30 protein-coding genes are annotated in these 21,258 nt (G+C 63.2%); 19 read left to right on the top strand and 11 right to left on the bottom strand.

The window, feature by feature from the left end; translation table 11 throughout:
• Positions 1-122: 122 nt before the first annotated feature.
• Complete coding sequence (locus tag DI606_RS04365) at positions 123-305, top strand: type II toxin-antitoxin system HicA family toxin (protein ID WP_293980071.1); 183 nt, start codon at positions 123-125, stop codon at positions 303-305.
• 34 nt (positions 306-339) lie between these two features.
• Positions 340-732: a type II toxin-antitoxin system HicB family antitoxin gene (locus DI606_RS04360; RefSeq protein ID WP_293980069.1), complete on the top strand. Its 393-nt coding sequence runs from the start codon at positions 340-342 to the stop codon at positions 730-732.
• An 11-nt stretch (positions 733-743) separates the two neighbouring features.
• Here the strand turns inward: DI606_RS04360 and DI606_RS04355 are convergent, their stop codons facing one another.
• Entirely contained in the window at positions 744-881 is a 138-nt protein-coding gene (locus DI606_RS04355; RefSeq protein ID WP_293980067.1) for a hypothetical protein, read from the bottom strand.
• Between DI606_RS04355 and DI606_RS04350 the strand changes: the two genes are divergently transcribed.
• Entirely contained in the window at positions 880-1,023 is a 144-nt protein-coding gene (locus DI606_RS04350; RefSeq protein ID WP_293980065.1) for an addiction module antidote protein, read from the top strand. The genes DI606_RS04355 and DI606_RS04350 overlap by 2 nt on opposite strands.
• A 19-nt stretch (positions 1,024-1,042) precedes the next feature.
• On the opposite strand, the gene DI606_RS04345 is transcribed toward DI606_RS04350, so the two are convergent.
• The 6 genes from DI606_RS04345 to DI606_RS04320 all read right to left on the bottom strand — a co-directional run bounded on the left by DI606_RS04345 (position 1,043) and on the right by DI606_RS04320 (position 5,413).
• Positions 1,043-1,546, bottom strand: a complete 504-nt coding sequence (locus DI606_RS04345) for a hypothetical protein (protein ID WP_293980063.1) — start codon at positions 1,544-1,546, stop codon at positions 1,043-1,045.
• A 19-nt stretch (positions 1,547-1,565) separates the two neighbouring features.
• Positions 1,566-2,168: a hypothetical protein gene (locus DI606_RS04340; RefSeq protein ID WP_293980061.1), complete on the bottom strand. Its 603-nt coding sequence runs from the start codon at positions 2,166-2,168 to the stop codon at positions 1,566-1,568.
• Between the two features lie 66 nt (positions 2,169-2,234).
• A complete protein-coding gene (locus DI606_RS04335) occupies positions 2,235-2,594 on the bottom strand; it encodes a hypothetical protein (RefSeq protein ID WP_293980060.1) in 360 nt (119 codons plus the stop codon).
• 178 nt (positions 2,595-2,772) lie between these two features.
• The gene (locus tag DI606_RS04330) at positions 2,773-3,222 is read right to left on the bottom strand and encodes a hypothetical protein (RefSeq protein ID WP_293980059.1); all 450 of its coding nucleotides are present in this window, start codon (positions 3,220-3,222) and stop codon (positions 2,773-2,775) included.
• 892 nt (positions 3,223-4,114) lie between these two features.
• Complete coding sequence (locus DI606_RS04325; RefSeq protein ID WP_293980058.1) at positions 4,115-4,996, bottom strand: exonuclease domain-containing protein; 882 nt, start codon at positions 4,994-4,996, stop codon at positions 4,115-4,117.
• Between the two features lie 21 nt (positions 4,997-5,017).
• Positions 5,018-5,413 carry a helix-turn-helix transcriptional regulator gene (locus DI606_RS04320; protein WP_293980057.1) on the bottom strand — a complete coding sequence of 132 codons (396 nt, stop codon included), beginning with the start codon at positions 5,411-5,413 and terminating at the stop codon, positions 5,018-5,020.
• Positions 5,414-5,498: 85 nt separating this feature from the next.
• On the opposite strand from DI606_RS04320, the gene DI606_RS04315 reads away from it, so the two are divergent.
• The 11 genes from DI606_RS04315 (at position 5,499) to DI606_RS04265 (ending at position 14,108) form a co-directional block, all read left to right on the top strand.
• Complete coding sequence (locus DI606_RS04315) at positions 5,499-5,765, top strand: YdaS family helix-turn-helix protein (protein WP_293980056.1); 267 nt, start codon at positions 5,499-5,501, stop codon at positions 5,763-5,765.
• Between the two features lie 265 nt (positions 5,766-6,030).
• Positions 6,031-6,519 (top strand): hypothetical protein, encoded by a 489-nt coding sequence (locus DI606_RS04310; RefSeq protein ID WP_293980054.1) that lies wholly within the window; start codon positions 6,031-6,033, stop codon positions 6,517-6,519.
• A 177-nt stretch (positions 6,520-6,696) separates the two neighbouring features.
• Positions 6,697-7,089 carry a helix-turn-helix domain-containing protein gene (locus tag DI606_RS04305; RefSeq protein WP_293980053.1) on the top strand — a complete coding sequence of 131 codons (393 nt, stop codon included), beginning with the start codon at positions 6,697-6,699 and terminating at the stop codon, positions 7,087-7,089.
• A complete protein-coding gene (locus DI606_RS04300) occupies positions 7,079-7,282 on the top strand; it encodes a hypothetical protein (RefSeq protein WP_293980051.1) in 204 nt (67 codons plus the stop codon). The genes DI606_RS04305 and DI606_RS04300 overlap by 11 nt, the downstream gene beginning before the upstream one ends.
• The gene (locus DI606_RS04295; protein WP_293980049.1) at positions 7,279-7,551 is read left to right on the top strand and encodes a hypothetical protein; all 273 of its coding nucleotides are present in this window, start codon (positions 7,279-7,281) and stop codon (positions 7,549-7,551) included. Before DI606_RS04300 ends, DI606_RS04295 begins: the two co-directional genes overlap by 4 nt.
• A complete protein-coding gene (locus DI606_RS04290) occupies positions 7,548-7,946 on the top strand; it encodes a helix-turn-helix domain-containing protein (RefSeq protein ID WP_293980047.1) in 399 nt (132 codons plus the stop codon). The genes DI606_RS04295 and DI606_RS04290 overlap by 4 nt, the downstream gene beginning before the upstream one ends.
• Positions 7,943-8,266, top strand: a complete 324-nt coding sequence (locus DI606_RS04285) for a hypothetical protein (RefSeq protein WP_293980046.1) — start codon at positions 7,943-7,945, stop codon at positions 8,264-8,266. Before DI606_RS04290 ends, DI606_RS04285 begins: the two co-directional genes overlap by 4 nt.
• Positions 8,267-8,517: 251 nt before the next feature.
• Positions 8,518-10,641 carry a ParB/RepB/Spo0J family partition protein gene (locus DI606_RS04280; RefSeq protein WP_293980045.1) on the top strand — a complete coding sequence of 708 codons (2,124 nt, stop codon included), beginning with the start codon at positions 8,518-8,520 and terminating at the stop codon, positions 10,639-10,641.
• Positions 10,638-10,958, top strand: a complete 321-nt coding sequence (locus DI606_RS04275) for a hypothetical protein (protein ID WP_293980044.1) — start codon at positions 10,638-10,640, stop codon at positions 10,956-10,958. Before DI606_RS04280 ends, DI606_RS04275 begins: the two co-directional genes overlap by 4 nt.
• 614 nt (positions 10,959-11,572) lie before the next feature.
• Positions 11,573-13,147 carry a recombinase family protein gene (locus DI606_RS04270; RefSeq protein WP_293980043.1) on the top strand — a complete coding sequence of 525 codons (1,575 nt, stop codon included), beginning with the start codon at positions 11,573-11,575 and terminating at the stop codon, positions 13,145-13,147.
• Between the two features lie 658 nt (positions 13,148-13,805).
• The gene (locus tag DI606_RS04265) at positions 13,806-14,108 is read left to right on the top strand and encodes a glycine zipper 2TM domain-containing protein (RefSeq protein ID WP_293980042.1); all 303 of its coding nucleotides are present in this window, start codon (positions 13,806-13,808) and stop codon (positions 14,106-14,108) included.
• 69 nt (positions 14,109-14,177) lie between these two features.
• Here the strand turns inward: DI606_RS04265 and DI606_RS04260 are convergent, their stop codons facing one another.
• The gene (locus DI606_RS04260) at positions 14,178-14,453 is read right to left on the bottom strand and encodes a hypothetical protein (RefSeq protein WP_293980215.1); all 276 of its coding nucleotides are present in this window, start codon (positions 14,451-14,453) and stop codon (positions 14,178-14,180) included.
• A gap of 149 nt (positions 14,454-14,602) precedes the next feature.
• The gene (locus tag DI606_RS04255; RefSeq protein ID WP_293980041.1) at positions 14,603-15,010 is read right to left on the bottom strand and encodes an EVE domain-containing protein; all 408 of its coding nucleotides are present in this window, start codon (positions 15,008-15,010) and stop codon (positions 14,603-14,605) included.
• Between the two features lie 105 nt (positions 15,011-15,115).
• Between DI606_RS04255 and DI606_RS04250 the strand changes: the two genes are divergently transcribed.
• Positions 15,116-16,063, top strand: coding sequence for a 2-oxoglutarate and iron-dependent oxygenase domain-containing protein (locus DI606_RS04250; protein WP_293980040.1), 948 nt, complete (start codon positions 15,116-15,118; stop codon positions 16,061-16,063).
• Positions 16,064-16,066: 3 nt separating this feature from the next.
• Here the strand turns inward: DI606_RS04250 and DI606_RS04245 are convergent, their stop codons facing one another.
• Complete coding sequence (locus tag DI606_RS04245) at positions 16,067-16,450, bottom strand: dihydroneopterin aldolase (protein WP_293980213.1); 384 nt, start codon at positions 16,448-16,450, stop codon at positions 16,067-16,069.
• 112 nt (positions 16,451-16,562) lie between these two features.
• Between DI606_RS04245 and DI606_RS04240 the strand changes: the two genes are divergently transcribed.
• The 4 genes from DI606_RS04240 to DI606_RS04225 are packed head-to-tail and all read left to right on the top strand — an operon-like array spanning position 16,563 to position 19,500.
• Positions 16,563-17,099, top strand: coding sequence for a GNAT family N-acetyltransferase (locus DI606_RS04240; protein WP_293980039.1), 537 nt, complete (start codon positions 16,563-16,565; stop codon positions 17,097-17,099).
• A gap of 43 nt (positions 17,100-17,142) precedes the next feature.
• Positions 17,143-17,709: a DUF1285 domain-containing protein gene (locus tag DI606_RS04235; RefSeq protein WP_293980038.1), complete on the top strand. Its 567-nt coding sequence runs from the start codon at positions 17,143-17,145 to the stop codon at positions 17,707-17,709.
• Entirely contained in the window at positions 17,706-18,311 is a 606-nt protein-coding gene (locus DI606_RS04230) for a CoA pyrophosphatase (RefSeq protein ID WP_293980037.1), read from the top strand. Before DI606_RS04235 ends, DI606_RS04230 begins: the two co-directional genes overlap by 4 nt.
• Positions 18,292-19,500, top strand: coding sequence for a CCA tRNA nucleotidyltransferase (locus tag DI606_RS04225; protein WP_293980036.1), 1,209 nt, complete (start codon positions 18,292-18,294; stop codon positions 19,498-19,500). The genes DI606_RS04230 and DI606_RS04225 overlap by 20 nt, the downstream gene beginning before the upstream one ends.
• Here DI606_RS04225 and DI606_RS04220 read toward each other — a convergent pair.
• A complete protein-coding gene (locus DI606_RS04220) occupies positions 19,464-21,215 on the bottom strand; it encodes a bifunctional diguanylate cyclase/phosphodiesterase (protein ID WP_293980034.1) in 1,752 nt (583 codons plus the stop codon). The two genes, DI606_RS04225 and DI606_RS04220, sit on opposite strands and share 37 nt — an antisense overlap.
• Positions 21,216-21,258 lie beyond the last annotated feature (43 nt).

The raw sequence follows: 21,258 nt of genomic DNA, 5'->3' as shown, positions 1-21,258 counted from the left end.
GAGCCACTTTGGCAGGCCCGTTTTTGTACCGCTCTCTATTTTCGTCCGCGAATGAGAGATAATGCGCAAAAAAATACACATTGCCCTTGCAAGCAAAAAAGATCGTGTGTATAAAATTACACATGGAACGGGACAGTAAAAAGATCGTCAAGCGCCTCCTCGCAGAAGGCTTCCAGCATGTCGGCGCGGCGGGATCGCACCACAAATTCCGCAAGGGCGCCGTCACTGTGATCGTCCCGCACCCAAAGAAGGATCTGCCATTCGGCACGGCCCGGTCGATAGCGAAAATGGCGGGCTGGCTCTGAGAGGAGCCAGCCACGAGCATCGGAAGGAAATGCGATGAAATATTATTATGGGATCGTCCACAAGGATGACGACAGCGCTTACGGGATCAGCTTTCCTGATCTGCCCGGCTGCTTTTCAGCCGCCGATCGGGAAGACGATATCGTCGGCAAGGCGGTCGAAGCCCTGACCCTCTGGTTTGAGGATCAGCCCGAAGTCGAACCCAGTCCGCTGTCCCGCGTAGTGGAACTGGCCGGGCAGGACCTGGGCGAAGGTGCGTTCCTAGTGCGCGTTCCATGGATCGGCATGGCCGGGAAGCTGGTGCGCACCAATGTGTCCCTCGACCGGGCGATGCTGGAAGCGATTGATCAGGCCGCCGCGAGCAGAAACATGACCCGCAGCGGGTTTCTCGTCGAGGCCGCCCGGCGCGAGATCGAGGCACAAAGCTGATGAGCGGGGATCTACAGCCGTTTGATGCGGCGAAATATCTCAAGGATCCTGACGATCAGGCCGAACTGCTGACCGACGCCTTCGCGTCCGGCGATGCTGGCGTGATCGCGGCCGCCATCGGCATCGTCGCCCGCGCGCGCGCGCGGCATGACCCAACTTGCGAACGAAACCGGCATTAAGCGGCAGGCGCTTTATCGCGCTTTCAGCGACAAGGGCAATCCGACGCTCGAAACGGTGCTGAAGGTGCTGCCGGCGCTCGGCCTGCGCATGCGCGTGGAGCAGGCAGCTTAAGCCCCCGCGTCGCTCCTGCTCAGGGAAGCAGGCCGAAAAGCGCGCACCCGCTCCTGCAGACGAAAAAGATAATGCCGGCAGCCGCGAGAGCCAAGCCTGTGGCATAGTAGCGGTTACCCCGTGCGTTGTTCGCCCGCTCCGACGTGCGATCTGTCTGCAACTCGTTCATGGAGAGCGTGCGGTCATATCGCTCGACCTCGTCCATCGCCTGGAAATAGAACATCTGCTGCGAAAGAAAGGCGAGGATATGAGCGCCGAGGGTGAGCGCCAGGCCGATGACGAAGCAGGCGAAGGCGATCCACAGCGGTGCGGCGTTCACATGGATGGGCGCGTCCTTCTTTCCGGCCAGATTTCCGATGAAGGTAAAGAGGCCCACGATCGCGCCTCCGTTGGCAACCATGAGCGCGTTGAGCATCTTCTCTGCGAAGCTGGCCTGAAAGCGAACGCGATCGGCGGCGTCCGCATAGGCGAAGTCGCGTGACCGGCTGACATTGCCAAGAGTGCGGCCCTTCAGCCCTTCCATGTCGCTCGTACTCTACGCCTTACATCAACCCCGCATGCGCCGCCACCAGGTCGGCCGCCGTGACGTCCCTGCGGACGTCGTGGAAGATGCGCGCCCAGTGATGGAGCGCCTCGGCCAGCAGCTTGCGCGCCCGCCGCTTGTGCATGCCCCGTGACGCCGCCGCTTGCGTCAGGCCGACATCGCGCACGATCATGTCCAGCACCATCGTTGCAACATCCGGGCGCAACTGCGCGCGCCAGCGCGAATAGGCCATCTCCATCCAGACGCTGAACAGCGCCTCGTGGAATGCATCGCCATGCCGTGACGTGTCCACTCGCGTTTCGAGGCTGGCGGTCCGCACGCCGGCGTCCGCCATGATCCGCTCGGCAGCCGCAGCGATCTCCTGTGACCAAGCCAGTTCATCGTCGCTCAGATAGCCCGACGTGTGCAGCCGCGCGATCGCGCCCGCGCGCTGGCGGCGATGCGCCTCGTGCGTTTCGGCTGTCCCCTCCCGTTTGTGGGACCAGCGCTTCAGCATGTCGGCGCGCTCCTTGCGCAGTCGGCGCTGCTCGACGTCTGTGCGTTTGCGGACAGCGGCCGCGCGATCGGCGGTGGCGTGGGCGGCGGGGATATGCTCCATCATCCCGGCAGGGATACGCGCGCGGGCGCGGATCGGGCAGGACCGCTTCCGTACCGCCCCGCGTCCGCTTCAGCGGATAGTCAGCCGCCCGCTCTCGTCCAAGTCCAGCAGTGGCGGCATCGGCCCTTCCAGCATCATCTCAACGGGATTGACGATATAGCCGATCGCCTGAAGCTTGCGGATCGCTTCCTCATGGCCGCTGATCGGCGTGATCCCTCGCGGCTTGAACGGAACGCGGTTGATCAGCTGCTCCCTTTCCAGCTTGCGCACCGCGTCCTGGATGCGGGACCGCGCGCAGCTGAGGGCGTTCGCCATTTCGGTGATCGTCGGTCCGACGCCATGCACGGAATAGAAGGCGCGAATGAAGGCCAGCAGCTGCAACTTGCGACTGCCCATCGTCGGCGTGAGCCGTATCGCCTCGACCTGCATCCCCTGATGCCTCCCTGTGATGAGGGAACATAGGAGAAACAGCGAAAAAAGCCACAGCTTCCGGTTATCCGGCGAATCCGCTTGATGGAGCGTCGAACGTGCCCGCCTCCAGATCAGCCGCCAAGATTGATGGGTCGAAGCCGGAGCCGATCATGTAGCGCTCGTCGAACGTATCAATTCATAAATTGGCGTGCGTCACAATGTTGAGCATGATCTTGCCATCGCGCTCTGCTCGCTCGTGCGCGTCGACAAAGACGCGGCGCAGTTGAGGCGTGATGCCGCTGGCAAAGGCAGCGTGCCAGTCGGGGCAGAGCTCCTGCAGCTCTTCAACTAGCGTCATCGCGTCGGCACTTCGCGCGAAAACCATGCCGCCACAGTGTATCCGTTTGCCGTCAGCGACAAACGTCGTCGCGAAGCCTTCGCCATCGATCATGCGATGCACCGCGAACTCACGGCGGAGGATCGCATCGACCTCGTCGGGACTTCCTGGGGCAACCCGGACCTTCAGCCTGCCTCGTGTCCAGCCCGGTCGGTCTGCGAGGGTCGTTTCCGCTTTTTGGGGCCAGGGAATGGTCGGGTCAGCCACTTTCAACCCGAAGCTGGCTATCTTATTGCCTTGGTCAGCCATGACGTGCTCCTACACGTTCTCGGTTAGAGCCGGTGCGGGATTGCCGTCCCGTTCCGGCTCGCTTTCCATCGCACCCACGGGCGCGGTGATCAATCTCCATCTCCTCGATCAAGCGATAATGCCGCAGCTGCTCTCGCCGCGCCGAATTGCCGACCAAGCGGATTCGCCGGATAACCCAGCTTCCAATGCGTGTTCTTGTCTTGTTCGCACCGCGCTACCATCGCGCAATGCCTCGATTCGCTTCCATCGCCGATATCGCCGCCGCCGGGCTGGAAGTGCGCATATGGTGCTTGCGCTGCGCCAGGGGCCGCCAACTTGTCGCTGGCCAAATCCCGCCGATCTTCGCATCGCTGCCACTGGCAGAAGCTGTTGCCCGTCTCCGGTGCAGCGGCTGCCGAACGGCCACTGCCGTCATTCTGCTCCCCGCCTCGCCCCCGCCAGCGCCGGGCGACGAAATTCTGTTCGATCCGAATTATGGCGCGGAACAGGCCGTTGCGGAATTCTTCCACACGATGCGGTCTCACCGCAAGAAGAAGCGGGGATTTCCCCCCCTATCCCGTCCAGGTGACCATGTCAGGATTGCGGGGCATATGATCTCCGCTATCCAGATAACTCTCGATTGATAGCGAACGCTTGCCGTGTCGACAGTCTGCGCGGTAAAGACATTCAAACGTCGTCGGACGGAGTTCAGCAGAATGCAGCCGCCACAGCTAAGGACCGACAGCAATCCGAGCGACGGCGTAACGCGTCATGGAGTTCGCGAGGGCTACCTTGCCATCTTCTGCCTGCTCATCGGCGCCCTGATTGGCGGGATTGCCACGGCTTCAGGTCTTCTGTGGCTTAAGATACTCCTCAGTCCATGAATGATATGCAACGCGCCAGATCGACGCCGTTAGCTCGATGCGAGGTATGTAGCATCGCAAAGACGGGCAAAATCAGTCTCACGAACAATTCGGATAGGTTGTCCCGCTGCGATAAGTTTCTCGGCTTTCTGATGTTTGTTGCTTTTCTCTGCACCGCGTAGGCGAATGACATCGGTATCCCCGACCACCAGCATCGTGGTATGTTTCGTGACGCCGGTATCAACCGCCGCACCAAACGAATTTGCAAGATCGGCGGCTTCGACGCGGGGTATAGTCAACGATCCTGTGAATACGATTCTTTCCTTAGCGAGAGGCCCCTTCCCACTTTCGTGGCGGATCGCCGCCGCCGATGAAAGAGGCTGAGAACAGCGCTCGAAACAACCAGCGAGGTCCATTCCACTTTCGCTCATAGCGGCCAGCAGTATTTGTCCGGCAGCCCGCGCATCTTCCAGCGCATCGTGATGGCGGAATTCTATCCCAAGCATGTCTGCGACATCGCGCAAGCCGTATCCGCTGGTGGCAACTTCCCGCCATGTGCGGCGCGCCATCATCGCGCTGTCGAGCCAAAAGCTTGATGAGAAGAGTAAGCCGTTGGCTTCGCACGCTTGGCCCAATGAAACGCGGTCGAAATGCGTGTGACAAACCGCTATGGTGTTCGAGAGCCATTCCTCTACGACAGGATAAATCTCTGAAAAGTAGGGAGCGCCCTGGACATGCTCATATTCGATGCCGTGAAGACGGACATTATAGGTATCGAAATACTGAAGCGGGTTCACCAATGAAACAAAGCTATCGACCTCCACACCGCCGACAAATTTCGCCATACCGATTTGGCAAATGCTGGCCATGTCAGGGTTGGCGGTCTCTACGTCTATCGCAACGAAATCACCGCGCTCTAGTATCGTACGCACCCAATCATTCCCCCTGAAATCCTACATCTTCTCTTGCACAGCGGCATTTCCCCCTCCGCCGCGGGCGTGAACCGTCTCCGACGGCGGTGCACCTCCCGCCAGTGAACGGGCTATCTGGAGAATGGCGCGGCGATCGGCGGGAGCGAGGTTGCCGAAATGATCGAACAACTCGCGCTCTTCCGAATTCATGGACGGAGGTTGAGGCGCATCGGACGTAGGATCATCCGTTTCGCCAGTCAGGTAGGCTGGCGTCGTCCCCAACTCGCGAGCGACGAGATGAAGGACCGACGAACGATACGGGTTATTCTTCGCGATCTTCGCAATTGCGCCCTGCGTCACATTAACTCGGCGCGCGAGTTCGGCCTGCGTCAAGCCTGCGGCTGTGATACGATCACGGACTCGCTCGCTTAGGATCATGACTGCAGAATATAACTAGCGGAATATTCCGCTACCGCACTTTCGGAATTGACAAAGGATTTCCTTTAGGAATATTCCAGCAGTCATGAGTGATGATGATTCAATGGCTGCGGCATTTCGTGAAGCCGTAAGAATCGCTGGCGGACAGGTACTGTTCGCGGGTCTCATCGGTCGCACGCAAAGCGCGGTTTCAAAAATGCTCAAAGCCGAACGCCCCTTGCCCGCCGAAAACGTACTCACCGTCGAGGAAGCCACCGGCATTTCCCGCCACGACCTGCGCCCCGACATCTACCCGCGGGAAGGCGTGTTGCCCGTCCGGGACGGCGATCCGTTCGAAGAGGCGCGGCCATGATCCCGTCATGTCCTGCTGCTATCCAGCTCGCACGGTCGTGTCCCGGTCATTCGATTTCGCGTTCCGCCCCAAACCCCTGCACCCCCGGCTCCCATGCAGACTCCGCCGGGCAACCTGCCGCCGCCGGAAAACCCGTGAACAACTGTCCGGCGGCGGTCCTTCTTCTTGGGCGCTCCGGCCGCCCTGGACCGAACGCTGCGTGGCCGCGCGCGACGTCCAACCTGCGCCCTCACGCCTCTCCAGACCTGGGCGCGGGAGCCGGACAATGACGATCCCGCGCCCGCCCCTGTCGCTCGACGCCGCGATCGCCCGCATCATGGGGCAATTGGGCAGCTGGGCGGAAGTCGCGCGCGTGACCGGTTACGCCCATCCTCGCCAATGCGAGAAATGGGGCGCGTTCGACATCGCGGAACCGGGTGACAACGACGCACGCGACATTCCCATGCGCGCGGCCGTGAAGCTGGACATCGCCTATCAGGCGGCGGGCGGCATCGGACGTCCGATCTTCGAAGCCTACGGCCTGCTCGTCGACGTCGCCGAAAGCGCGGCGTTCGGCGACCGGCAGGAACTGCAACGCGACACCATCGCCTTCATGAAGGAAAACAGCGAGGCCGAAACCGCCCTGCTGGAAGCCAGTATGCCAGGCGCCGGTGCTGCCGAAGAAGCCATCGCGCAGCGTGAGCTCCTTCAAGTCGTTCAATGGGGACAGCGCATTCTCGCTCGCCTCGCCGGACGCCAACGCGCGCCTCCCTGACTGACGGGCGGGACGCCGCCGATCAAAACCCGATCAATGACGGCAAAGCCCAAAAAGCCGCCATTTTAGGCGGGCGAGCAGCCGGATCGACACCAACGGATCAAAAGAACCAGCCAGCTTGGTGAGCGTCTGATGCGCTTCCGGGAGGGCTTTCGTGCTGCCCGGAAAGATGTGCTCATGATGACACCCGGCACTTACCTCAAATTGCGCCGCGTGGCCGCTGGCCTGACGATCATGGACGTGGCGGCGATGGTGTCGACCAATCCCCGCTATGGGGAAATCGACAAGGTTGCATGGATTGACCGGATCGAGCGGGACATCGCTGCGCTCAGCCCCGACGTCATCGCCACGCTGTCCGACGCCTTCCGATTTTCCCGGCAGGTGCTGCTCAAGCTGATCACCCTGCGAAGCTACGGCCCCGACGCGGGCGAGGAGCCGCGCATCTGCCACCTGTGCGGCTGCACGGACCTCGACGCCTGTCGCGATGAACAGGCCCAACGCAATTGCGCCTGGTCCGGCGCCGACAGCTGCACCGCCTGCACAGAAAAGGATCTTCCTCATGCGGCATGAAGTCATCCATTCCATGCAATGCAGCTGCGTCCGCTGCGTCGACATCGCCCCCGTCCGCTTCGCCGACCGGCTTACCGGCCCGGACGAAATCAGCGCCATGCAAAAGGGCGCTGTGGCTGCGATGTGGGTCGCGGGCATCCTTGCTGCGGGCAAATATGGCCCAAGCGTCCTCTACTGGATGACTGCCCGGTGACCACGCCCCTCACCCGACAGGAGGCCCAATCCGTCATCGTCGTCAGCCAGGCGCTTCGAACCGGGCTCGGCCACGCCAGCGACGCGATCCTGACGCCATTGTTCAACGATCCGCAGATCAGCCCGGTCGCCGTCGCGCTCGGCATCGTTCAATTTCATGTCGACGGCCTCGCCTCCGCCCTTTCCGTACTGGAAACGGAAACCCGCGACCGCCTGATCGAAACCATGCCCCGGCAGCTGCGCGCGAACGTAGCGCGGGGGCAATCATGAAGGGGCGCCCGTCGATCCTCTCTCCGGATCAGCTGGACGACATGGCCGCCATGCGTGAGCGTGGGTGGGGGATCGGTCGCATCGTCGATCATTTTGCGACGGTCGGCATCGTGATCAGCGGATCTTCGGTCGCATGGCATTGCAAGCGGCTCGGCGCGGACGTTCCACCCCGGCTGCGTGGACGCTGCTTCGACCTCCAGGCCACCTACCGGCGCAGTGGTCGCCTCGTGCGGCCATGGACGCCGGAGGACGATCGCACGCTGCTGGAGCTCGAGGCGGCGGGGGCATCCCTCTGCGAAATCGGGCGTCGATTGAGCCGCGCGCCCAGCAGCGTCCGAAATCGCCTGTTCACGCTCGCCCGGCGCGCGGCCCGTCAGGAAAGCGCGCGCCCATGACCCCCTCCGTCGAACTGCTCCCCCCCATCGAGGACGCACCCGTCGAGCCGTTTCCATTTCCGATCCTGCTGGACGAGGCGGGCTTCGCGTGGATCCCGGACGGTTTCCGTCCCGGGCTGTTTCAGCATCTGCCCCTGTGCGAGGGCGCGGCGCTGGGATGGGCACCGATACCGGAATTTAACAAGGCGCTGATCGCAATCTGGGGCGGCAACCCGTTCGCCCCGACCGGCGAAGCCCTTGCCCTGCTCATGAGCCGCCGCGGCCTGCGCGGGCTGATCGCCGGACTTCAGTCCATCGAAGCGCAGATGGAGGGCATGTAGCCATGCCGAGGGCCCGAACGATCGCGCCCGCTGTCTGCGTCTGCGCCGAATGCCGCGCGCTCGACGCCGAATTTCCGAACGAGGGCCGTCAGCTGGCGCTGATCGCGGCCCGCCCTGATCGCTCGCCTGCCCTCCCCCCGAAGTCGACGGCAGGCGATGCGACCCCGCGCCGGGCGTGTGCCCTGTCCCGGCGCGGGGAACCCTCCCTTCGAAACCTCCCCACCAAGGAGAATCAACTCAGGAGAAGTCCCATGTTTAAGACGATGACGATCGGCGAGCTATGTGTTTCGCCTTACAATGTCCGCACGAACGAGGCCGATGCGAATTCCATCGCCGGCATGGCGGAATCGCTCCTGACGCGGGGCCAGCTTTATCCGCTGGTGGTTCACCCCATGCCCGCGAAAAGCGGCAGGAAGAAAACCTACGGCGCGCTCGCGGGCGGACGCCGCTACCGTGCCTTCAGCCTGCTCATCACGCAGGGAAAACTGCCTGTGAGCCATCCGATCGACGTCATCGTCCGCGACATCAGCGACGAAGGCGAATTGCGCGAGCTCAGCCTCGCCGAGAACATCGTCCGCCGCGATCTGCGCGATTACGAGAAATATGCCGCCGTCGCCGCCGCCCATCGCAAGGGTCGCTCTTTTCAGGAAATTGCCGACACCAACGGGCAGACGGTCGAAGTCATTCGCCAGTGGAATCGTTTGGGCAATCTCGCAAAGCCCATCTTCGCCGCGCTGGAGGCGGGCGAGATCGGCACACGCCACGCGATGGCGTTCGGCGCGACGGACGACCAGGACATGCAGCTGCACGCGTTCGCCGCCTTCATGCAGCGCGGCGATCGCGATCAGCAACATGCTCCGGCCATCATCCGCAGGCTGCTGAAAGTCGGGGACAGCGAACAGACCAAGCTGCTGCACTTCGTGGGCGAGAAAACCTACACGGACGCAGGCGGCCGATATGAGCTCGACCTGTTCGCAGACCAATCGGAGGAGCGCGGCCGCGTATGCGACGAAGGCCTGCTGATGAAGTTGGTCGAGGCGAAGCTGGAGCAAACCCGCACGCTTCTGCGGCAGCAGCTGAAGAACCATGCCGCCCATCGCGACCTTCGCTTCGAATCCAATCCGCCCCGCGACGGCAATTATGGCGGCGTCGCGCGCGATCTTGAGATCGCGGTCGAGGCCGCTGACGTAGATCCCGCTGACGCCGAACGGTCGGCATACGTCCAGAACGAAATGGCGGAGCTCGAAAAGCGCGCCACCATCATTCTCGCCGACGAGGCCCTGGATCGTGCCGCGAAGGATGCGGCGATCGCGGCGATCGACGTCGACTACAACCCGTTGGAGTTGGAACTGGCCGCCATCGATGCGCGCCGATCGCTCGCGCTGCCCGATGGCGATATCTTCGCGACGCTGGAAATCGAGCAGGACGGCGAACTGGACGTGCGGTTCTGGTGGGCATCGCGCAAGGCGAAGCGGGCGGCGGAAAAGCCGCCGGTCGCTGCAAGACCCGCGTCTCTAGGTCCTATCCCGAAACCTGAAGTGCCCGAACCGGGGCGGAGCCTGATGCCGAAACCGCCAACTGGCGGTCAGGCCATCGATCAGAGCTACGGATACGGAGCAAGGCAAACTGCCGATGCGGCCATCAAGGATGAATATGGGCTCACGGCCGACGGTGTGCAGATCATGCGCGCGCTCCGTCGGGAGGCGCTCCGCTGCGCGCTCCTCGATGACGCCGCCGGTCAGGGTACGCATGGCAGCGACTATGCTGTCTGGTCCCTCCTGCGGGCCGACCTGAAAGGTGAGAGCGGTTACGCACTGGGCGCGCGCCGTTTGGCTGGCGGCTATGAAACGAACGTCAGCGTCAGCGAAGCTGTAGGCCCCCATGTGAAGCGAGCCATCGCCGGGATGCGCTGGAGCCGAGAGATCGCGCAGATGCGCGAGCATTCATCCATGGCTCTCGACGATTTGCCCGCAGCCTTTCAGGCATTTCACGACGAAACGTCGATCTGGAAGAACAAGGCGGCGGCGCTGCTGGCAGGCTTGATGCTTGAGCGGAGCCTGAATGCGCCTGGTTACCAGGTGCCGCTGCACGATGTCCTCGCTGACGGCACCGGCTTCAGCGATCGTGAAATCGCGACCTACGTGGAACCGACCGAGGAAATCGTCGACCTTTTCCCGCGCTCCCATCGCCTCGCGTTGGCCAAGCCGCATGTCGACAAGATGGCGTTTGCCAGCTGGGACAAGCTGAAGGCTGGCGAACTCATCGCCCCCGTCACCCGCGCCCTGCGCAGGGCGAAGAGGTGGGTCCATCCCTTGATGCAATTTGCGCCCCGCCCGCCACTTCCTGCGGCCGAATTTCGGGAGGCGGCGGAATGAGCTCTCTGTTCGACATCATCCGCGCCGTCATTCTAGCCGGTCTCCCCCGCTCCCCGGAGGATTGGAAATCGGGCGATCTCGCGATCTGCGTGACGACCAAGGGAACGATGCGCGACGAATGGGACCCGAAAGAGCATGATCTACTGCGGGTCCATCATGTGTGCTGCGACGGGCTTTTCCTGCATTTCGAGGGAAAGCCCGAAACCCGCCATTGGCTCGCCGTCAACTTCCGCAAGGTCGAACCCGATACGAAGGGTGCCGAAGACGCCGATTGGGTGGACCAGTTGCAGCACCTGCGCCGGAGGCAACCGGCATGAGCGGGGGCTTGCAACGGGACACTGGGTTGGAGGCGCTTGCCAACGGCCAACGACGCGCCATCGCACGCCGCCAGGGTATCGACACGCCGGTGCCAAGCAGACGCGGTGAGACCGTGCCCCAGCCGGAGGCGGGTCCGCTCACGATCCACCGTGACCCCTGCTTCAAATGCGGGGTGCGCGGCGACGTCGGCTGCCGCCACCAGCGGCAACCGGCATCGAGGCCGCACCATGCCATGTGAGGTTCTGCCTCTCGCGGGCGGCGGCAACGCCATCGTCTGCTCGTCAGGCAGGGCAAAGCGCTGTGCCTGCGGCGGCCGCGCGCCATTCCTCTGCGACTGGAAGGTCAGCACACGCCGCAGCGGCACCTGCGACGCGCCGATCTGCGTGAACTGCGCCACGACGCCAGCCCCGGAGAAGCATCTTTGCCCGGAGCACAGCACCGCCTTTCGCGCCCGGCGAAATGCACGATCGGCGGGAGCGCGCCGACTTTGAAGGAAGGAGCCCACCAATGGGACAGCACCAACGGATTGATCCCGCGCTCGCGCGGGTTGTGGAAGCGCTTGCCGATCTCATGGCAGAACGCGATCTTCGCGCTGCGCGGACGGGCCTGACCCATGCGCACGATCATCTACGCCCGATATTCCAGCGACCTGCAGAACCCGCGATCCACAGCTGATCAGCTTTCGTCGCTTCGTGAACGCGCCGATCGCGAAGGCTGGGCGATCGTCGACACCTATTTCGATGACGAGATCAGCGGTCGCGCCGGCATCGAAGAAATGCAGCGTCCCGGCCTCAATGCCATGCTGGGCCGCATCGAGCGCGGCGACATCGATCAGGTACTGGCCGAGGCGACCGACCGCATCGCGCGCCACCCCGGCGACGCGCACGCCGTCCGCGAGCATCTGGAATTCCATGGCGCGCGCCTGTTCACGCTGGCGGACGGGCATGTCGACGAGATTGTAGGCACGATCAAAGGGCTCATGGACGCCCGATTCCTCAAGGATCTGGCTGACCGCATTAGGCGCGGCCAGCGCGGGCAGCACAGCCGGGGCTTCAACACCGGCGGCCGGGCCTACGGGTATCGCGTGATCAAGCCGATCGGCCCGGACGGCGAAGTCATACGCGGCATGCTGGAGGTGAACGAGGAAGAGGCGGCGATTGTGCGTCGTATCTTCGACGAGATCGTCGCGGGCATGTCAGCTTATGCGATCGTGAAGCGGTTGAATGGTGAGGGCGTGCCGTCGCCCTCGGGCGGCAAGTGGCGGGTCAGCACGATCAACGGCGACCGGGTGCGTGCCAACGGGATCCTGCGCAACAATCTTTATCGCGGGGTGATGGTCTACGAGCGGACCCACAAGGTCTACCATCACAAGACCCGCCGGCGTCTGATCCGCTCCAATCCGCTGGCGAAATGGCGCTCTATCGACGTCCCTCATCTGCGGATCGTCTCCGACGAGCAGTGGGAAGACGTGCAGCACCGCTTCGCCCAGTTCGACGGCGTGATCGCCTCCAAGCAGCGCAGACCCAAGCGCCTGCTGTCCGGCCTCGGCCGATGCGGCGTGTGCGGCGCGAACTGGATTGTCTACTCGAAAGACAAATGGGGCTGCTCCGACTGGAAGACGCGTGGCGGCTGTTCCAACAGCCGGTCTATTTCCGCGCTGGAATATGAACGTCGCGTCCTCGGCCAGCTGCAGGCAATCCTGCTCGATACGGACGCAACGGCCCTCTTCCTCGATCGGTACAATGCGAGCCTGAAGCGTCGACTGGCCGAAGCAGCGACAATGCGGGCGCCGCTTGAGCGCAAGATGGAAGACATGCGCGCGCGCGTTCGCCGACTGATCGACGCGGTCGCCGATGGCGGCAACGAATTTCCCGAGATCCGCGACCGGCTTCGCACCGCAAAGGCAGAATTGGCCGACGCTGAAGCCCAACTGGCCAGCCTGGTCGCTGAAACCCCTATCCAAGCTCCTGTGGATCTTGGCGAGCGCTACCGCGCGTTCGTGGCTGAATTGGACGCCGCCCTGGCGACTGACGGCCCGGCGCGCGAGAAAGCCGCTGCCGCGATCCGCGCCCTGATCGACGTGATCGTCCTGACTCCCAAAGCGGCAGGACGAGGCGTGGATGTCGAAGTGAAAGGCCGCATGGCCGAGATTATCAACCTAGCAAGACAGCAATACGAGGGGCTTTAATGGCAATGCCGGTCAGCCGGCACCATGTCGAAAAGTTCCTTGCGCGGCACGACCGGTCAGCCCCCGAAACAAAATGGGGGCCGGCATCGCTGCCGGTCCCCACTTCCGCCCAGTCTAGCGATCCGCGTTCCTGTGAAGGAATGCGATCATCGGCTCGGCGTATCCCATTCCTTTGCCTCATGGAGGGGCGCGGTCAGGGCTTCGCTCAGGGTTCGAAGTATGGGCTTCTTACCCTTCGCCGGTCCTATCCCTCCGTTGCCCGACGTTCACTTTCGCGCGTACCCGGCATCGGTCTTCAACGACCCGTCTTCGCTCTGATGCGTCTGAAAAACGTCCCGGCTCCGACGATCGGAACGCTGGGAAAAACCTGATTTCTCAGTTTCTTGCCCTGGGCTGGACTGGTCCGTCCCCGTTCCGATAGAGCGATGCTGTCACCCGCCGTGAGTCGTGCAAAGCGAAAAGACACGCCCGGCGGGAGAACGCTTCGACAAAGTTGTGGATAGTTGTGGATAAGTCATCGGCGTGCCCTGCTCGCCGCGCTCCCAACCCGAACGCCTCCTGCCTATATTTCGGTTTGTCGGCTCGTTGCCGCAGGTTCATGCAACCTCGGTCAAGTTTGGGGGGTTCAAACGACAATTGCGCTGATGGAGGAGATATTATGCGTAAAACCCTTATGGCACTGGCCGCCGTTTCGCTGGCCGTTCCCGTTTCGATGGTGGTCCCCACCGATGGAGCGCAGGCCCGCCGCGATTATCGCTACAAGGAATGGCGCGGCCGCGACGGTCGTCAATATTGCCGCAAATCGAACGGCACAACCGGCCTGATCGTGGGCGGCGTCGGCGGCGCTCTTGTCGGACGCGCGATCGACTCCAGGGGCGACCGCACCACCGGCACTGTGCTGGGCGCAGCGGGCGGCGCTCTTCTGGGCAAGTCCATCGACAGCAAGCGCCGCTGCCGCTGATGGCGAAGTCATAAGAAAGGGGGCGGAACCGTATGGCTCCGCCCCCTTTTCCATTCAACAAAACGAGCGTCAGTTCGAAGCCGCGCCGCGCGCATCCTCGACATCGAAACGCACCTGCTGGCCGCCCGAAACACCCGATACCTTGTCGCCCTTGACGGCGAGATTGAACGCCACGGCGTCAGGATAGCGACGGCCCGAAATCACGCGACCGGTCTTCGTATCCTTCACCTGATAAACATAGGTGTAACCCTCGTGCGTGAAGCGCTGCTTGGGCGCATCTTCGGCACGGACGGCGGTGGTGGAAGCAGCGACGGCAACGGTCGCGATCATGAACTTGGACAGCATTCGCATGGGTTTTCTCCTTGTGAATGCCGATCAAACACCTCTGAATCTTCTTGTTCTCTTGCCACCCGGTTTAGGTCGTTGCCCGAAGGCCACAATCGCAAACAGCGTCGCGCCGGTTGCATCGCGCGCAACCGCTCGAAAACCGAAGACTAAGCCTTTGACAGACCTACAATATGCTCGAACTGCGCTTTGGTAAGGGGCGATACCGATAGCCGGGATTGGCGCAACATGACCATGTCGGCCAACGCCGAATCGGCCTTCATCGCCTTGAGCGTGACCGGCTTTGCCAGCTTCTCCTTGGGCGCGACATGGACCGCGATCCACTTCCCGGTGTCGTCGGTGCTGTCAGGGGCCGCCTCCTCGACGATGGTCATGATGCCCACGGCCTCGACCCCGATATTGCTATGGTAGAAGAAGGCAAGATCCCCCTTCCGCATCGCCTTCATATGTCCCTGGGCGGCATGGTTGCGCACGCCGTCCCATTCGGCTTTCCCTTTTTCGACCAGATCGTCGTAGGAAAAGACATCGGGTTCGGATTTCATGAGCCAGTAGTTCATTTTGCCTCCTTGCATCAGCGGCCCGCCGCGATCAAGGATGCGGCCATGCACGGGCGTCCGCATCTTTGGCGGGCGAGCCCGACCCTGGAATCTGGAGATAGAAACGTGTCGCAAACGGTGCTGGAACAGGTGCCCGTCCTGTCCATGGCGGACTTGCCCAAAGCGGATTTCGCTCAGGCGTTCGGCCAATCCTTCCAACGCTTCGGCTTCGCCATGGTCAGGGATCACGGCATGGACATGGATCTGATCGACGAAGGGTGGACGCTGGCGCGGCGTTTCTTCGCGCTACCTGAGGATGTGAAGCGGCGCTACGATGCGAAGGCCAATGGCGGCCAGCGCGGCTACACCGCTTTCGGGACGGAAATCGCAAAGGGCGCGAGCGAAAACGACCTAAAGGAATTCTGGCATGTGGGCCGTGACCTGCCTGCCGGCGACCCGCTGGCCGACACGATGCCGCCGAACATGTGGCCTACCGAAATGCCCGAATTCAGGCCGGTTTTCGATCGGCTCTATCGCGAATTCGATCGGGTGGGCGCGGAACTGCTTTCCGCGATCGCACTCTATCTGGACCTGCCCGAACGCTGGTTCGACGGTCCGGTCGAAAACGGCAACTCGATCCTTCGCCTGCTTCACTATCCGCCCGTATCGCCGCAAGCGCCCGGCATCCGGGCAGGCGCGCATGAGGATATCAACCTCATCACCCTGTTGCTCGGGGCCGAGGAAGGCGGGCTGGAACTCAAGGATCGCGATGGCAACTGGTTGCCGGTCGTGCCGCCGCCCGGCGCACTTGCGATCAATGTCGGCGACATGCTCCAGCGGCTCACCAATCATGTGCTCCCGTCGACCAGCCATCGCGTCGTCAACCCGCCGCCGGAGCGGCGCGGACATTCGCGCTATTCGATGCCGTTCTTCCTCCACCTGCGCCCGGACTTCATGATCGATGCGCTGCCCCAGTGCGTGAGCGACGACAATCCGCGCCGCGACCCGCCGATCAGCGCGCACGATTATCTGACAGAGCGGCTGATCGAGATCGGCCTCATCAAAAAGGGTTGATCGTTATTTCCGCCCGCGTCCGAGCGTGATGCCGATTTCCTCGCCACGCTCGGACAGCGCCAGCTTGACGATCTTCACCTCGACATGGCTGACCTTGTCGTCCTGCAGGAAGATCGTGTCGACGATATGGTCGGCCACCGCCTCGATCAGCGTGAAGTGGACGCCCTCGGGCAGAGCGGTGGACGCGGCGTGCTTCAGGTCCATATAGTTTTTGGACTGGTTGAGCGGCGTTGTCGGTTCGTAATGATCGGCGATTCGCAATCGCGCACGGATCGAAATGCGTAGCGGCTGAGGGAGATGGGTCTCCTCCGAATAGATGCCGGTCAGTACGTCGACATGCAGGTCATTGACCTCCAGCGTCAGAAAATCGTCAAATCCAGTCTGCATAGCCTGCCACATGCGGCCCATGCCCGTCATCGGGAGCAGGGCCTCTTTGATCTTTCATTTTGCGGAAGGGGCGCTAAAGCCCCCCGCTCCGGCGCTGCCCCATGCGCCATCAATGGCGGAACGGCAAGTCGTGTCTCACCTGTTGCCCCTGGACAGTCAGCCCGACGCGGCGATCGAGGCGTTGCTCGACAGCGCGTTCGGACCGGATCGCCATGGCCGCACCGCTTATCGTATCCGGGCGGGAATGCCATGGCTCCCTGCCCTTTCCTTTGCGATGACGGACGATATCGACGGGCTGGTCGGAACGCTGCAAAGCTGGCCCGTGGCGCTGACCGACGCAGCGGGCAGGCAGGTTCCACTCATCATGGTCGGGCCCGTCGCGGTCGCACCCGCGCACCAGAAAGGCGGCCATGGCCGGGCCCTGATGGACGCGGTGGTCGATACCGCCCGAAACCTTGGCACAGAGCCGCTGATGATGATCGGCGATCCCGAATATTACGGTCGCTTCTGGGGCTTTTCGGCGGCGGAAACAGGCGGCTGGGACGCACCCGGCCCGTTCGAGCGGCATCGCCTGCTTGCCCTGTCTGTCGACGGACGTGCGGTCGGCGGGCAGGGAATGCTTGCGCCCCGAATCGCGGTCGTCGCCTGATTCCCCCTTTGCGTTCGGGCAAGGACGCTCCTATCTCCGCCCCATGCCCATGGAGCCCCTCCCCGACCTGTCCACTCTGTCCCTGACCGACATCGCGCGGCTGGCGCAGGAAAAACGCCTGCCGCCGGTGGAACAATGGAATCCTGCCCATTGCGGTGACAGCGAAATGCGGATCGGGCGAGATGGCACTTGGTATCATCAGGGATCGCCCATCGGACGGGAAACGATGGTGCGCCTCTTTTCCAGCATCCTGCGGCGGGAGCCGGACGGTCGCCACGTCCTTGTGACGCCCGTCGAAAAGCTCGACATCGCGGTGGACGACGCGCCCTTCGTTGCCGTCGAACTCAGGAGCGAGGGCGAAGGCCGCGACCGGACGCTCGCCTTTCGCCTCAACAGCGGCGATTTCGTGACCGCCGGGTCCGATCACAGGCTTGTCCTACGCGAAACGCCCGATGGCCCGCACCCCTATCTCCATGTCAGGGGCGGCATGGAGGCGCTGATCGTCCGCAGCGTCTATTATGAACTCATGAACCTCGCCCTCGACGAAGAGGGTGAACATGTCGGCCTGTGGAGCGGCGGCGCGTTCTTCCCCCTGGATGGAGCGGCATGACCCTCGCCGACCGGCTGCGTGCCGCGTTGAGGGAAGGCAGCAGGTTCAGCCTGCCACCCGAGGAACTGCGCGATCCCCGCATTACCGGCGACATCGCGCTTGCGCCCGCGGCGGTGCTCGTGGCCGTGACGGACCGAACGAACCCCGGCCTCATCCTGACAGAGCGGTCATCCTCGTTGCGCAAACATGCTGGTCAGATCGCCTTTCCCGGGGGCCGTGTCGACGCCGGAGACGCAGACGAGATCGCAGGCGCGCTGCGGGAGGCGCAGGAAGAAATCGCCCTTCCCCCCGAATGCGTGGACATCGTCGGCACGTCCGACCGCTATCCGACCTTTACCGGATTCGATATCGTTCCCGTGCTCGGCGTCATCCCCCCCGACCTGCCGCTGCGCGCGCAGGAGGATGAAGTCGCCGACCTTTTCGAACTCCCGCTCGCCTATGCGCTCGATCCGGCCAATCGCGTCCGGCGCGAAATGGAATTTGGCGGCAGCACGCGCCATTATTACGAGATCATGTGGGAAGGCCGCCGCATCTGGGGGATTACCGCCGCCATTCTCGCCAACCTGTCGCGGAGGCTGGGCCATGACCGACCGCCTGCCTGACATGCCCTGGCGGCATCGCCCCGGACTGGACGGCCTGCTGGCCGCGCTGGACGCTCCGGCCGGCAAAGCGCGCTTTGTCGGCGGAGCGGTGCGCGACAGCCTGCTCGGCCTTCCCGTCAACGATGTCGATATCGCGACCACGCTCGATCCGCATGCCGTTGTCGACCGCCTGAAGGACGCCGGTATCAAGGCTGTGCCGACCGGGATCGATCATGGCACCGTGACCGCGATTCTGCCGGACGGCCCCGTCGAGATCACGACCCTGCGGCGCGATGTGAGCACCGACGGACGACGCGCGACCGTCGCCTACACCGACGACTGGCGGGAGGACGCCGCGCGGCGCGACTTCACCGTCAACGCGCTCTATGCCGATCCGGTCAGCGGCGCCATCAGCGATTATTTCGGCGGCGTGGACGACCTCAAGGCCCGACGGCTGCGTTTCATCGGAGACGCAGCCGCGCGCATCGCGGAGGATCATCTGCGCATCCTGCGGTATTTCCGCTTCCTCGCCCGTTACGGCGGAGACGAACTGGACGCCGCCGCCTACGATGCGTGCAAGGAGGCGGCGAACAGCCTCATGGCATTGTCGCGTGAGCGAATTGCGGACGAACTGCTTAAACTGCTGGGTGGCAAGAGCCCCGTGCATGCCATCCGCCTGATGGTCGACGGGGCGATCCTCGCCCCGGTCCTGCCCGAAGTGACAGCGGAGGGCGTCGCGCGACTGGACCGCCTCGTCGCACGCGAAAGCGCTGCCGGAGCGGAAGGGTCCGCCATCCGCCGCCTCGCCGCCCTCCTTCCCGCCGATCCCATCGTCGCGGATCATGTCGGCGCGCGTCTCAAATTATCGAACAAGGCGCGCAAGCGGCTCGTGTTTGCGGTTGGCCTGGACGCTTATGAACCTGCCCGCGCGCTGGCCCATCGCATCGGGACGGAGAGTGCCGTTGACCGTATCCTGCTGGACCCGGCGCGCGATCCGGCGCAAGCCGCCGAAATCGATGGTTGGATTCCGCCGCAGCTACCCATAGGCGGAGGGGCGCTGATCGCGCGCGGGATAGCGCCTGGCCCGAACGTGGCGAAAGCGTTGCAGGAGGTTGAACGGACCTGGGTTGCGGAAGGCTTTCCCGATGCGAACCGGGTCGATGCTATCGCGGATCAGATCGTCTCGAAATTCCAGCGCGCCCGCCAATAGTCATAGGCTTCTGCCTCGGTCATGGCTTTTGCGAAATAATAGCCCTGCCCCTGCCAGCAGCCCATTTGTTGCAGAGCGTCGGCCAGTTGCTGTGTCTCGATTCCTTCCGCCGTTACCCTGAGGTTCAGCGATTCGGCGAGCGACAGGATCGTGCGGACGATCACCCGCTTGTCATGATCCTCCAGCATCGACGTGACGAAGCTCCGGTCGATCTTCAGAATGTCGATGGGCAGGCTGTGCAGGCTGGCGAGGTTGGAAAAGCCCGTGCCGAAATCGTCCATGGCGATCGGCATCTGCAGGTCTTTCAATGCCACCAGCAGCTTGCGCGCCTTGTCGGGGTCGGCGACGATTGCGCTTTCGGTAATTTCGGCGGTCAGGCGATTGCCGGCTACGCCCGAATAGCGCAGCGCTTCCTCGAACATCGACGCCACATCGTCGCGCGCCATCTGGATGGGCGACAGGTTGACGTTGATTCCGACCGGCAGCACCTGCCCGAACTTTGCGTCCCAGCGCGACAAGGCCTGCGCCGCTTCATAGGTCGCCCAGCGTCCGAGCGGCGTGATAAGGCCGCTTTCCTCCGCTACCGGTATGAATTCGGCAGGCGACACGAAGCCCAATTCCTCGTCCTGCCAGCGCGCAAGCGCCTCGAACCCCGTAATCTCGCCCGTGGGCAGGTGAATGAGGGGCTGAAACGCAAGCGTCAGCCCGCCCCGCGCCAGCGCGTCGCGCAACCGGCTCTCGATGGAGAAACGCCGCTGTGCTTCCTTAAGAACCCCGTTACGATATATTTCGACCTTGCCGGTGCGCTTGGCGATCTTCACCGCGGCCTGCGCCTTGCGCACCACATCATCCGGGTCGTCGTCCTGGTTGATCGACAGCGCGCAGCCGATGGCGCAGTCGACCCGGATTTGAAGATCGCTGAGACGGATCGGCATGCTCATCGATTCGCGGATCCGCTGGACGATATGCAGCGCGTCCGACAGCCCGTTGTTGAGCCGCGCGAAAATCGCAAAATCGTTTCCGCCGATCCGCGCCAGCACGTCTCCCTGCCGCAGACTGGACTTGAGCCGCTTGGCCACCGTGATGAGCAATTCGTCGCCTGCCATGGGGCCCAGCGACTCGTTCACCCGGCTGAAGCGGCTAAGGTCGATGGCGATGATCCCGAACTGCGCATTTTCGGGCCAGGCGGAATTGGCGATCCGGTCGTCGATCTCCTCCCCGAAACCGGTGCGGTTGGGAAGAGCGGTCAGCCCGTCAGACAACAGCTCACGGCGGAGATTCTTCTCGATCGTGCGCTCGGTCGTGCGGTCGATGGCAGTAAAGAGATATTGCGTCTCGCCCCCTTGCGTTCCCGGCAATCGCCCGATCGTGCAAAGGAAATATTCCGGACCCAGCTTGCCTTCGCGACGCATTTCGAAACTGTCGGACGCCCGCTCCGACCGCGCGAACGCCAGAATGCGGTCGCGCCATTCGGTTGCCGCCTTGTCCGCCTGACGACGACCGGCAGATTCACCGACTGCGGCACGGAACCGCTTGTTGCCGTTCAGCGACGTGATGCCGCGGTCGTCGCAAGTCAGGATTGCGGCGGCCTGCGGCAAGGCTCCCAACCAATCGGCGAAGGGTGCGCTCTGGTCAGGATGCGCCTCCACCTCCCCGGGCAGAGGCGTATCGTCGGTCGGATCGACCGTCCAATTGCGGACCGAAACGGAATCCATCCGTCCGCTTTATCGGCAAGAAGTAAATTTTCGGGAAACGCTA

Source organism: Sphingobium sp., assembly GCF_003248505.1.
GTDB lineage: Bacteria > Pseudomonadota > Alphaproteobacteria > Sphingomonadales > Sphingomonadaceae > Sphingobium.
Note: the sequence above shows the minus strand (reverse complement) of the source record. Positions and strands in the feature narration are given on the sequence as shown.